13 protein-coding genes are annotated in these 12,006 nt (G+C 58.4%); 3 read left to right on the top strand and 10 right to left on the bottom strand.

All coding sequences use genetic code 11. The features are described from left to right. Positions 1-206 precede the first annotated feature (206 nt). On the top strand, positions 207-1,406 hold the full coding sequence (fdhA, locus tag AC3ISI_RS26695) for a formaldehyde dehydrogenase, glutathione-independent (RefSeq protein WP_007947729.1): 1,200 nt from the start codon (positions 207-209) through the stop codon (positions 1,404-1,406). 85 nt (positions 1,407-1,491) lie between these two features. Here the strand turns inward: fdhA and AC3ISI_RS26690 are convergent, their stop codons facing one another. Further along, a complete protein-coding gene (locus tag AC3ISI_RS26690) occupies positions 1,492-1,875 on the bottom strand; it encodes a hypothetical protein (RefSeq protein WP_489334497.1) in 384 nt (127 codons plus the stop codon). Between the two features lie 236 nt (positions 1,876-2,111). On the opposite strand from AC3ISI_RS26690, the gene AC3ISI_RS26685 reads away from it, so the two are divergent. Beyond that, positions 2,112-2,666 carry a DUF2780 domain-containing protein gene (locus tag AC3ISI_RS26685; protein ID WP_489334496.1) on the top strand — a complete coding sequence of 185 codons (555 nt, stop codon included), beginning with the start codon at positions 2,112-2,114 and terminating at the stop codon, positions 2,664-2,666. A 93-nt stretch (positions 2,667-2,759) separates the two neighbouring features. Here the strand turns inward: AC3ISI_RS26685 and AC3ISI_RS26680 are convergent, their stop codons facing one another. From AC3ISI_RS26680 to yihG, 3 genes are all read right to left on the bottom strand, one after another. Then, a complete protein-coding gene (locus AC3ISI_RS26680) occupies positions 2,760-3,149 on the bottom strand; it encodes a hypothetical protein (RefSeq protein WP_489334495.1) in 390 nt (129 codons plus the stop codon). A gap of 124 nt (positions 3,150-3,273) precedes the next feature. After that, a complete protein-coding gene (locus tag AC3ISI_RS26675) occupies positions 3,274-3,750 on the bottom strand; it encodes a hypothetical protein (RefSeq protein ID WP_489334494.1) in 477 nt (158 codons plus the stop codon). A gap of 196 nt (positions 3,751-3,946) precedes the next feature. Next, on the bottom strand, positions 3,947-4,834 hold the full coding sequence (yihG, locus tag AC3ISI_RS26670) for a 1-acylglycerol-3-phosphate O-acyltransferase, YihG family (RefSeq protein ID WP_489334493.1): 888 nt from the start codon (positions 4,832-4,834) through the stop codon (positions 3,947-3,949). 313 nt (positions 4,835-5,147) lie between these two features. Between yihG and rloA2 the strand changes: the two genes are divergently transcribed. Beyond that, positions 5,148-5,654 (top strand): retropepsin-like aspartic peptidase RloA2, encoded by a 507-nt coding sequence (gene rloA2 / locus AC3ISI_RS26665; RefSeq protein ID WP_489334492.1) that lies wholly within the window; start codon positions 5,148-5,150, stop codon positions 5,652-5,654. Positions 5,655-5,738: 84 nt separating this feature from the next. Here rloA2 and AC3ISI_RS26660 read toward each other — a convergent pair whose 3' ends face one another. From AC3ISI_RS26660 to AC3ISI_RS26635, 6 genes are all read right to left on the bottom strand, one after another. Further along, a complete protein-coding gene (locus AC3ISI_RS26660) occupies positions 5,739-6,368 on the bottom strand; it encodes a glutathione S-transferase (protein WP_489334491.1) in 630 nt (209 codons plus the stop codon). Positions 6,369-6,548: 180 nt separating this feature from the next. After that, complete coding sequence (locus AC3ISI_RS26655) at positions 6,549-6,728, bottom strand: hypothetical protein (RefSeq protein WP_489334490.1); 180 nt, start codon at positions 6,726-6,728, stop codon at positions 6,549-6,551. Continuing rightward, positions 6,725-7,855: a PepSY-associated TM helix domain-containing protein gene (locus AC3ISI_RS26650; protein WP_489334489.1), complete on the bottom strand. Its 1,131-nt coding sequence runs from the start codon at positions 7,853-7,855 to the stop codon at positions 6,725-6,727. Before AC3ISI_RS26650 ends, AC3ISI_RS26655 begins: the two co-directional genes overlap by 4 nt. 73 nt (positions 7,856-7,928) lie before the next feature. Further along, positions 7,929-10,355, bottom strand: a complete 2,427-nt coding sequence (locus tag AC3ISI_RS26645) for a TonB-dependent siderophore receptor (RefSeq protein ID WP_489334488.1) — start codon at positions 10,353-10,355, stop codon at positions 7,929-7,931. 145 nt (positions 10,356-10,500) lie between these two features. Next, the gene (locus AC3ISI_RS26640; RefSeq protein ID WP_489334487.1) at positions 10,501-11,472 is read right to left on the bottom strand and encodes a FecR domain-containing protein; all 972 of its coding nucleotides are present in this window, start codon (positions 11,470-11,472) and stop codon (positions 10,501-10,503) included. Next, positions 11,469-11,987 carry an RNA polymerase sigma factor gene (locus AC3ISI_RS26635; RefSeq protein ID WP_477793457.1) on the bottom strand — a complete coding sequence of 173 codons (519 nt, stop codon included), beginning with the start codon at positions 11,985-11,987 and terminating at the stop codon, positions 11,469-11,471. Before AC3ISI_RS26635 ends, AC3ISI_RS26640 begins: the two co-directional genes overlap by 4 nt. Positions 11,988-12,006 lie beyond the last annotated feature (19 nt).

Here is a 12,006-nt window from a genome sequence, read left to right as displayed (position 1 = left end):
CGCTTTCGCGAGCAGGCTCGCTCCCACAGGGATTTGTGTCTGCCCACAGATCCCGGTCACACCAATGATCAACTGTGGGAGCGAGCCTGCTCGCGAAGAGGCCCTTACAAACAACACAAGACACACAGGCAATAACCCGAGCAATCAACGCGCCGCCTCTCCATGGCGACGCGACCGCTACATAAAAACAACAGCGAGGTGAAAGCATGTCTGGCAATCGTGGTGTGGTGTATCTCGGCAATGGCAAAGTCGAAATACAGAAAATCGACTATCCGAAAATGCAGGACCCGCGCGGCAGGAAGATTAACCACGCTGTCATCCTGCGTGTGGTTTCCACCAACATCTGTGGTTCCGACCAGCACATGGTGCGCGGCCGTACCACCGCTCAGACCGGTCTGGTGCTGGGCCACGAAATCACTGGCGAAGTCATCGAGAAGGGCAGCGACGTCGAAAACCTGCAAATCGGCGATCTGGTGTCCGTACCGTTCAACGTCGCTTGCGGGCGCTGCCGTTCCTGCAAGGAAATGCACACCGGCGTCTGCTTGAGCGTTAACCCGGCGCGTCCGGGCGGTGCCTACGGTTATGTCGACATGGGCGACTGGACCGGCGGCCAGGCCGAATACGCGATGGTGCCGTACGCTGACTTCAACCTGCTGAAACTGCCTGACCGCGATCGCGCGATGGAAAAAATCCGCGACCTGACCTGCCTCTCCGACATCCTGCCAACCGGTTACCACGGCGCAGTGACGGCCGGCGTTGGCCCAGGCAGCACCGTGTACATCGCGGGTGCCGGTCCGGTTGGCCTGGCCGCAGCTGCGTCCGCTCGCCTGTTGGGCGCTGCGGTGGTAATCATCGGTGACGTCAACACCGTGCGTCTGGCCCACGCCAAGGCACAGGGTTTCGAAATCGCCGACCTTTCCCTGGACACCCCGCTGCACGAACAAATCGCTGCCCTGCTGGGTGAGCCCGAAGTGGATTGCGCCGTCGACGCCGTGGGCTTCGAAGCACGCGGTCACGGCCACGACGGTGTGAAACACGAGGCTCCGGCCACCGTGCTCAATTCGCTGATGGGCGTGGTTCGTGTGGCCGGTAAAATCGGTATCCCGGGCCTGTACGTGACTGAAGACCCAGGTGCGGTGGACGCCGCCGCGAAAATGGGCAGCCTGAGCATTCGCTTCGGTCTGGGCTGGGCCAAATCCCACAGCTTCCACACCGGCCAGACGCCGGTCATGAAGTACAACCGCCAGTTGATGCAGGCGATCATGTGGGACCGGATTCACATCGCCGACATCGTTGGTGTGGAAGTCATCAGCCTGGATGATGCGCCGCGCGGGTATGGCGAGTTCGATGCGGGCGTGCCGAAGAAGTTTGTGATTGATCCGCATAAGTTGTTTAGTGCGGCGTAAGTAAGCAACAGGGCGGATGTAGGGCGACAGTGATGTCGCCCTTTTCTATTTTTTAAGCACGAATAATCAAGCTCAAGCCATCCCGTTACTCAATATGGAATGAGCACTCGGCGGGATCATTGGCCACACAGTCATCGCCTTTCCAATTGACACCGGTACCTCGGACGGGGGCGCCGACTCTCACGCCTGATGAAGCACCCAGGTCGCCGTCGCCTTCGTAGCGGCAGATAACGACTGATGCCGTGCTGTCTTTATCCTTCAGACGTGCAGATGTAAATTTAAGACTCCCGAGGTTCGCGGGATTGCCGGGGTTAACGGTAACCGTCAACAGCTTGCCATCGGCCCCAGGAGCTGTGTAGCCGCTTTCGGTCTTTTTGATACTTGAGGCAGCAGGACAAGTTGCGGCATAAGCGGTACCCATCAGTGACAGACTTGCCAGCACGCCAGCGACAACTGATTTCAACATCATTGTTTGTACTCCATTACGTTTAATTGAGTACTAATGGTCGAGGGTTGGATTACTCGCAGCTACTGTCAGATATGACAGTTTTTTAGAGCTTTTCCTATGGCTAGGACCTTCTTTTAATACCCATCTGCATCCAAAAGCTCAAATCGCCCAAGGAACAATGTCAACCAACTCCCGGTCAAACCGGCAGTTTCCCCGTCCGCTCACGGGCGGTTTTCATGGCGCAAGAGGATGTCTGGATGAAGATTTCACGCGGTTTTGCACTGGCTTCGCTGATGAGTCTGGCGGCCAGCCCGGTCTTTGCTCAGTTCAGCCTGAACGATGCGGCCAATGCCATCTCCGGCATGCAGGGCGAAAACGCCGCCGCAGCGGCCGCGCCGACCCCGCAGACAGCCGATCTGCTGAGTGCGCTGACCGAATTGAACGTGACACCACAACAAGCCGTTGGCGGTGCCGGGGCGATGCTCGGGTTGGCCAAGAATCAATTGAGTTCGACTGATTACTCAGAGTTGGCCAAAAGCGTACCGGGAATCGACATTTTGTCGGGCGGTGGTGAGCTGGGCGCCCTCGCGGGCTTGCTCGGTTCGTCCGGCAAGGCCGCCGGTCTGGACAACGCTCTGGGCAACGTGAAGAACGCAAACGACCTGAACGATGCGTTTAGCGCATTGGGGATGGACGGCGGAATGATCGGCCAGTTTGCCCCGGTGCTTCTGCAATACCTCGGTCAGCAGGGCGTTGCCGGTTCGTTGCTGGACAGCCTGGGCGGGATCTGGGGCGCGGGCACCGGTATTTGATTCAACGTCACTCGGCGCGCACTGCGTCGGTAAACGTGCGCAACTAGAAAAGGGCGAAAGTGACTTTCGCCCTTTTTCTATTCTTCAGTGGTGTTATTTATTGGTTGTGGTGAAGGAGCACTCTCTGATGGATTTCGTACAGTTATTGGACGCGTCCCAAGCCACCGAGCTCGGTTTCCAACCCTTTACGTTGTCGAAAACCAAGGCGATTTTTTTGTAACGGCAGCTCAGTTGACTCACGTTGATGGGGCCGGTTTCATCTTCGTCTTCGGTGATATACGTTGCGCTTTCAAAGACGAAATCTTTGTTGCCGACTGTTTGTATACCCGGATTTTCACCTTTCCAGATCCGCCCGGAAATGTCCTCGGCGGCAAAACCTTCACTCGTTTTGTAGATGTTGTCAGCTTCAGGACAGGTATCTGCATAAACATGACCTGCCAAAGCCATAAGAAAGAAAATACTGGCAATTGGTTTATTTAACATTCGGCGTACTTCCTTGTTGGATTATTGTCAGGTTTGACGAGTCCCGAAAATAATTAATCATGAGGGTTTAACCCTGCTGGATTAACGAAACAGCCCAGCATTTAATTCTCGCCGGCAATCAAGCTCATTTGAACTTGCACCCGTTTGGTTCTTTCGACGTGCAATCAAGTGTTCCAACAGGCGCGGTGGCTTCGCCCTTGGCATCTAGTGGCGGCGTCTTCCAATTTTTGGAATCAGCTTCTATTTGCCTTCCAGGTTTGAGCACCATCGTTGCATTGGCCTCCTCGTTTCCTTTCCCTTGCCCTTCATATCGACAGATAACGGCCCACTGCTTGGTTTTTTTAGGATCCGCGTTAATGGTCTCTGGCTGAATACGTACCGATGTGAATGCGAGAGTTTTGATATCGTTTTCGCCGGTCCACTTATCACCACCTGTCCAATAGATGGACGGGGCCTGTGCGGAGAATGGCGCTTGATACGAGTAGCCGCCCTCAGGCAGCGGAGATTGGTTGATTTCCGAAACTTCGGGGCAAGTTGCCGCATAAGCATTGTTCGCCAATGCAGTCAACACTAATGCCCCGACTACGAATGTCCTTTTCATGATCTGCTCTCCATATGCAATTTCAGTTCATGTTCCCAGTAGCTGGAAAAGACAACCACTGTCAGATGTGACAGTTTTATATGGTTTTTTTTTATAATTGAATGGAGATTAGAAAGATCTTGGTATAAGGGGATGTAATATGAAAATACACTGCGCTTGCGGGCGGTTTTCTGGGGCACCGGCACCGGCATTTGATTCAACGGCGCTCGGCGCGCAATGCGTCGATCTGTCGATCCTTTTCGATCCAGAGCTGGTTGACCCAGTTCTGGATTTTTTCGCGAAACAGCGGATCGTTTTCGTAATCACCCTGCCACAGCGCGGGGTCGAGTTCGCGAGTCTTGATGTCGATGATGACCTTCGGCACGTTGCCGCTGATCAAATCCCAGAATCCCGGAATCGTCTGCTGCGGATACACCACCGTCACATCGAGCACGGCATCCAGCTGTTCGCCCATCGCCGCCAGCACAAACGCGACACCACCGGCCTTGGGCCGAAGCAGGTGAGTGAAGGGTGATTGCTGTTGGGTGCTTTTCGCGGCGGTATAGCGTGTGCCTTCCAGGTAATTGACCACCGTCACGGGCTGACGCTTGTACAACTCGCACGCCGCTTTGGTGATCTCCAGATCCTTGCCCGCCAGCTCTGGATGCTTGGCCAGGAAGGCCTTGGTGTAGCGCTTCATGAACGGGTAATCCAGCGCCCACCATGCCAGGCCCAGGAACGGCACCCAGATCAGCTCTTTCTTGAGGAAGAACTTGAAGAACGGCGTCCGGCGATTCAACGCCTGGATCAAGGCCGGGATATCGACCCAGGATTGATGGTTGCTGATCACCAGGTACGACGTATCGACACGCAGGCCCTCGCCGCCACGGATGTCCCACCGGGTCGGAATGCACAACCGGAAGATCAGCTTGTCGATCTCGGCCCAGGTCTCGGCGATCCACATCACCGCCGATGAGGCGTTATCGCGAAAGCGACCGGGCAGGACCAATTTGAGCAGGGCAAACACCATCAGCGGCCCGATCAGGACCAGGGTATTGAGCAACAGCAGGAGGGTAACGAAACAGCCGGTGAGCAGGCGGCGCATAAATAACTCTTGGGATCATTTGGGCGCGCCATGATAAGCAGCTTGGGGCGGGAGGCCAAATTGGGAGTGACGAATGTTTCACTTTTGGAGCGTTATGCTTGAGCGACATTGGACCGGTCAGGCTGTTGTAGTGATTGATCTGGCCTCTTCGCGGGCAAGCCCGCTCCCACAGCAAATCTGTGCTGAAAAAATATTTGTAGCACCCCCAAATCCCTGTGGGAGCGAGCCTGCTCGCGATGCGATCTCAGGAACGAACGAATTGCTCGCTGGCGGTCTAAAATCCCGCTGCCCACTCCTTATGGATACCCATTACGTGAAATCGATCCTCGCTCTGCTTTCCCTGGTGGCCTTGCCGGTCATGGCCGCTGAGCCGACCCTGTACGGGCGTTACGAATATATTGCGCTGCCGGAAATCGGCGGTGAAGTGCTCAAAGCCAAGATGGACACCGGCGCCCTGACCGCGTCGCTGTCGGCCAAAGACATCGAAATCTTCACCCGTGACGGCGAAGAGTGGGTGCGTTTCCGCCTCGCCACCAAGGACGCCAGCAACAAGATCTACGAACACAAAGTCGCGCGGATCAGCAAGATCAAGACCCGCTCCGAAGAAGAGGACGATGACAAGGAAGTGATCGAGCCCACCAAGCGCCCGGTGGTCGATCTGGAACTGTGCCTGGGCAACGTCAAGCGCACCGTGGAGGTCAACCTGACCGACCGCAGCAGCTTTAATTATCCGCTGCTGATCGGTGCCAAAGCCTTGCGTGAGTTCGGTGCGGCGGTGAACCCGGCGCGACGTTTCACGGCGGACAAACCCGACTGCTGAATTCAACCGGCCTCATTGACGTGAAGTGAGCCTTGGGACATTTCCAGTGGCCCCGACGAAGAGGCCCTGACAGTCAGCGAAGATCTACACCTTAGGCATCGTCGCCAACATTGAAGGCCGCTGACTCACCTCGAAATACCACGCCGCCAACTGCGGATTTACCTCGCGCCACTTCAGATCCGGGTGGCGCAAGTCGATGTAACCCAGCGCACAGGCAACGCTGATCGCCGCGACATCGAAATGGCTGGTCAGCTCGGCAATCGCGTCTTTTTCCAGCAACGCCAACCCGCGACGAATCTTGTCGCGCTGGGCGTCCAGCCATTCGTCCCAATGCTTCTGTGGGTCGCGCAGGACCATTTCATAACGAACCATCACCGAAGCGTCCATGATTCCGTCAGCCAGGGAGGCCAGGGTCAGGCGCCGCCAGCGCGCCGGACCTTCGCGCGGGATCAGCGGGTTGCCGACGTGCTGATGATCGAGGTAATCGAGGATCACCCGGCTGTCATGGATGACGGTGCCGTCGGCCAGGCGCAGGGCGGGGATTTTGCCCAGCGGGTTGTCTTGGTTGAGTGACTGGTCGGGGCTGACTGGCGTGAGCACACAGTCTTGTAGCGCCACGCGGCCGGTCTGACCGGTTTCGTGCAGCAGCACCATGACTTTACGAACGAAGGGCGATAGAGCGTTGTGGTACAGGGTCATGCTGGGGGCGGACATGGCGACATCTCGGCTTGGGTCAGAGCAGGGCAGCATAGCGCGTTGATGCGCGAGCTCAAGCTGACAAGTTCACCGCAACCTTGTGGGAGCGAGACCGGCTTGCCGGCGATAGCGGTGCATCAGGCTACAACAATGTCGATTGTGACGGCCTCATCGCGAGCAGGCTCGCTCCCACAAAAATCAGCGGCGTTGCAGCAGGCCGCGCAGGGCAAAGAAAGCAGGAACGCCCAGGCCAAGCCAGCTCAAGGCGTCCCACACGCCATCACCCAACAGTGCCGCGAATAACCCGGCGGCGCTGAGTAAGGCGATAACCGTGGGCGTGCCGAAGACTTTCCAGAAGTTCGATTGCCTTCGCTTCATGCTTGAGCCTCGGCTTGCTCTAGCACAGGTTTTGCCACTTTGCGCCGCACTACCCACAGGTAAACCCCGCTGCCGAGCACGATGATGGTCAGCACATCGAGGGTCGCCCACAGGATCTTCATCGGCATGCCGCCGTAATCGCCGAAATGCAGCGGCTGTGACATGCCCATGGCGTCCATGTACCACGGTCGCTCAGCCACGGCGGTGACTTGCAGGGTGCTGGCGTCGATCAGCACCGGAGTCAGCAAGTGCGAAGTCAGGTGGGTGCTGCCTTTCATGAATACTGCGTAATGGTGCTCGCTGGAAAACCGCGTACCGGGGAAGGCGATGAAGTCAGGCGTCATGTCTGGCGCAACTTCTTCGGCGATGTCGAGCAGGCGGGTCGCCGGCGCGATGTGCGTCAGCGGTGGCGCGTCGCGGTACGGCGCGACCATTGCGTTCAGGCTGTCGTTGCGCCAGGCAGCAATCAGCAGGTCGGCGCAGGCGCTGATAACGCCTGTTACGCCGACGACCAATGCCCAGGTCAGTGTGACCACACCGATCAGGTTATGTAGATCAAGCCAGCGCAGGCGGGTGGATTTGTCCTGGCGCACGGTGGCGAACTTCAAGCGGCGCATGAATGGCAAATACAGCACCGCCCCGGAAATGATGGCGACTACAAACATCAGCCCCATGAACGCCAGCAACAACTTGCCCGGCAGACCGGCAAACATGTCCACATGCAGGCGCAGCATGACCATCATGAAACCACCATTGGCCGATGGCATTTCCACGGCTTCGCCCGTGCGGGCGTCGAGCATGAAGGTGTGCGACGAATTGGGTTCGGTGCCGGCGGTAGCCGCCATGATTGTTACGGCGCCATTGGGCTCATCGTCTTCAAAGCCGAAATACTGCATGACCTCACCGGGACGATGCTTTTCAGCCGCCTGCACCAGCTGCTGCAAATCGAGCCTCGGCGTGTCCGCCGGCATTTGCTTCAACTCGGCGGCATCGCCCAGCAGGTGGTCGATCTCGTGGTGGAAGATCAATGGCAACCCGGTCAGTGCCAGCATCAGCAGGAATACCGTGCAGATCAGGCTGGTCCAGGTGTGGACAAAGGACCAGCGGCGAATTGTTTTACTTTTCATTTCCAGGCCTTCAGAAATACCAAAGCCGCCCGGAATAGGGCGGCCTGGTTTTGGGGCATGTCAGGTCAGACGATTACCACTTGTAGGTTGCACTGGCGACGACGCTGCGCTGGTCGCCGTAGTAGCAGTAGAAACTGTCGCAGGTGGAAATGTAGTCCTTGTCGAGCAGGTTGGTGGCGTTCAAGGCCAGGGACGCGCCTTTCAGGCTGTTGTCCAGACGACCGAGGTCGTAATGAACAGCGGCGTCGAACACGGTGTAGGCGTCCGCCTTGCCCAGCTCGGTGTTGGCCTGATCGCCGTAGGTATTGCCGGTGTAGCGAGCGCCGGCACCCACGCCGAAGCCGTCCAGCACGCCGTTGTGCCAGGTGTAATCAGCCCACAGCGACGCTTGTTGGTTAGGCATCAGTTGCAGGCGATTGCCCTTGAATTCGCCATCTTGTACTTCGGATTTGGCCAGGGTATACGCCGCGATGAGCTTGAGGTTTTCGTTGACGTCGGAGACTGCTTCCAGCTCCAGGCCTTTGACTTTGACTTCGCCGGTCTGGCTGGTGATCGACGTGCCGCCAACGTTGGTGGTGACCGAAACGTTTTTCTGGGTCAGGTCGTAGATTGCGGCGGTCAGCAGGGTGTTGCTGCCGGGTGGTTGGTACTTGATGCCCAGTTCCCACTGATTGCCTTTGGTGGGTTTGAACGATTCGGTGGCCGAGGCTGAGGCACCGCTCGTGGGCTGGAAGGACTCGGCGTACGACAGGTACGGCACAAAGCCCGAGTCAAACACATAGCTGATTGCCGCGTTGCCGCTGAAGTTCTTGTCACGTTGGGTGTTGGTGGCATCGTCTTTGTTGAAGAACTTGGTGCCGGTGTGCACCCAGTCCTCACGTCCGCCGAGGGTCAGGAGCCAATGGTCGAGGACCATCTGATCCTGCGCGTACAGGCCGGTCTGGTAGGTCTTCTGGTCGTAATCGTAGAACGCGGTGGAACGGTCCGGACGCTCGATTGGCAAACCGTGGATCGGGTTGTTGACGTTGATCGGCGGTGCGGTGCCGAAGATGGAGAGGTAGTTGGTATTGCTGCGCTGATGGTCGAGACCCAGCAGCACGGTGTGACGTACGTCGCCCGTCGCGAAATCGGCCTGGAAGTTGTTATCCACGGCGAACTGGCTGATGTCTTCATCGACGCTGGTGGTGGTGCGGCCAACGTTGCCCGCGTCATCAACCTGGGTGAACGGATACGCACCGACGGTGATGGCCTGGAATGACAGGTCCGATTTGGTGTAACGCAGGTTCTGCCTGAACTGCCAGACATCGTTCAAACGATGTTCGAAGGCATAGCCCAGCGCGTAGTAGGTGCGGTCGTAATATTCCCAGTCCGGATCGCCGAGGTTCTTGTGATGGGAAATGTCGCCGAACGGCATGTCGATTTTAGTGCCTTGCACCGGCAGGAACTGGCTGGTGATGCCGGTATCGTCACGGGTGAACTGGGTCAGCAAGGTGAACTGGGTGTCCGGGTCGATGTTCCAGGTCAGGCTCGGCGCAATGTTGTAGCGCTTGTTCTCGACGTCGTCGATCTGCGTGTCGCTGTCGCGCACCACACCACTGAGGCTGTAGAGAAACTGGCCTTCGTCATCGATCTTGCCGGTGCTGGCGAAGTTGATCTGGCGCTGGTTGTAGTTGCCGTATTGCAGTTGGATTTCGTTGCTCTCTTCAGCCGTAGGACGGCGGCTGACCATGTCCAGCAGGCCGCCCGGCGGGGTCTGGCCGTAAACCGAGGAGGCCGGGCCGCGCAGCACGGACAGGCGATCGAGGTTCCAGGTTTCCTGTTTCGGGTTGGCATACACGCCTTTAGGCAGTGGCAGGCCGTCGAGGAACTGGGTCGGTTCAAAACCACGAACGCGCAGCCAGTCGGCGCGGGTGTCGCTGCCGTAGCTGCTGGCGGTGATACCGGGCATGTAGCGCACGGCGTCATCGAGGTTTTGCACATTGCGATCGTCCATTTGGTCGCGGGTGACGACCGAAATCGAGCGCGGTACATCGACTAGCGCTGTATCGGTCTTGGTGCCGGCGGCGGTGCGAGTGGCCAGGTAGCCTTCTGTCGGGCTCCAGGCGGTTTCGCTGGCTCCAAAGCCGATGATGGCAGTTTCCGGCAGGGCCAGTGTGCCCTCGGGAATGGCAACCAGGCTGTAGGTGCCGGCGCTGCTTTGTTCCAGTTGCAGCCCCGTGCCGCGCAAAGCTTCACGCAGGGCGCTGGCAGCGTCGAACTGGCCCTTCACCGGTGCCGAGGACTTACCTGCAGCCAGCGATGGATTCAATGACAGCGCCAGGCCGGCCTGACTCGCAATCTGGTTCAGGGTGCTGGCCAACGGTGCGGCCGGCAGGTTGTAGGCGCGAACGCTGGATGCCTGTTCCGCGGCGATCAGTTGGCTACTGGCCAAAGGCGTGCAAAAGGCAATGGCGACAGCCAGCAAGCTGGGGCGCAATAAGGTGTAGAGCGAACGGGGCATACAGCGGCTCCTGAATGTAAATATTTCTCAATTGCTTAGGTGCCGCACGAGATTCGAAAAGTGATAGGGCTGGATGAAAATAATTTCGATTCAGCAATTGGATGCTGATCTGGAAGTGGCTTTTGTGGCGAGGGAGGTGTGTGGTTCAGGGTTTGGCGTCAGCTTTCGCTACCGTCACCCACCACGGTGTGTACTGTTCAATCTGCACCGGCAGGGTCGGCAATAGGGTGCTCAAGGCTTTGTCGGTGTCGTGCAGCGGAAAACTGCCGGTAATCCGCAGGTCGGCAATCTCCGGTGCTACGCCTAAATGCCCGCGCCGATAACGAGCGAGCTCATGCACCAGATCTTCCAGGCGAGTGTTGTCGACCACCAGCATGCCGCGGGTCCAGGCATCGGCGCCGAGGTCGACGGCGACAACCGGCCCCAGGCCATTGCTGCGCATCAGCACTTGCTGACCTTCGTGCAGAATCTGTTCCTCTGAACTCGATTGGGGATGCGCCGCCACCGCGGACTTCAACACGCTCAGGCGCGTGCCTTGTTCCTCGCGCTTGACCAGAAAGAGCGTCCCAAGCGCTTGCAGGCTGCCTTCGCGGGTTTCGACGATAAACGGCCGGGCATCGCCGTGACCGGTCTCGACGAGGATTTCGCCTTCCTGAAGGATGATCCGCCGCTGTTTCCCGTCAAAACGTATGTCCACGGCGCTGTGGGTGTTGAGGTTGATCAGTGTGCCGTCGGCCAGGAGAAGAGTGCGCTGCTCACCGGTTGCGGTGCGCTGGTCGGCCAGCCAGTAGTCGAGGGGCAGATAACGATCACCGACAAACAGGGCCAGCCCGATCACCGCGACAACGCTGGCCACGCCGCTGCCCAATTTGCGCACGCGGCGGCGAATGCTTTCACGCGATTGCAGCAACGCCGTACGGGCCGGGCCGTTGGCGACGCTGAAGCGCTGGTCGAGCATGCCCAGCTGGCGCCAGGCGCGGGCATGTTCCTCGTGGGCCGCGTGCCATTGACTGAACGCTTCGCGCTCCACGGGATTGCCGGAGTCCAGGGACAATTGCCAGGCAATCGCCGCATCCAGCACCTTGGCCGATACCGGTTTGGAGTTGACTGGGCTCATACCGGCTCACCGTACAACGCGATGTAGCACTGACGAATCCCCTGGGCCAGGTACTGCCGAACACGCGGCACCGAGACGCCCAGTCGCTGGGCGATTTCGGCATGACCGAGGCCGTCGAGGCGGTTATAAAGAAACGCGGCCCGGGCCTTGCTCGACAGCTGACCCAGCAGGCGGTCGATGGCTTTGAGGTCTTCGAGGATCATCTGCTGCTCCTCGACTGACGGCTGTTCGCCTTCGGGGATCAGCATCAGTTCGGCGAGGTAGGCCTGTTCCAGCGCGGCGCGGCGGAAATAGTCGAACAGCAGGCCTTTGGCAATCGCCACCAGAAACGCCCGCGGCTCGCGAGGCTCTTTCAGTTCATCCCGGCCCAGCAACCGCACAAAGGTGTCCTGACTCAGGTCTTCTGCCCGTTGCGGGCAAGCCACGTTGCGTCGCAGCCAGGCCAATAGCCAACCGCGATGGTCGCGATATAACGCACCAACGAGCTCACTGTGGGGGCTTTGGATTGACGACACGCAGCATCACCGATTGGGA

It is taken from the genome of Pseudomonas sp. GL_139_B (assembly GCF_057834475.1).
Note: the sequence above shows the minus strand (reverse complement) of the source record. Positions and strands in the feature narration are given on the sequence as shown.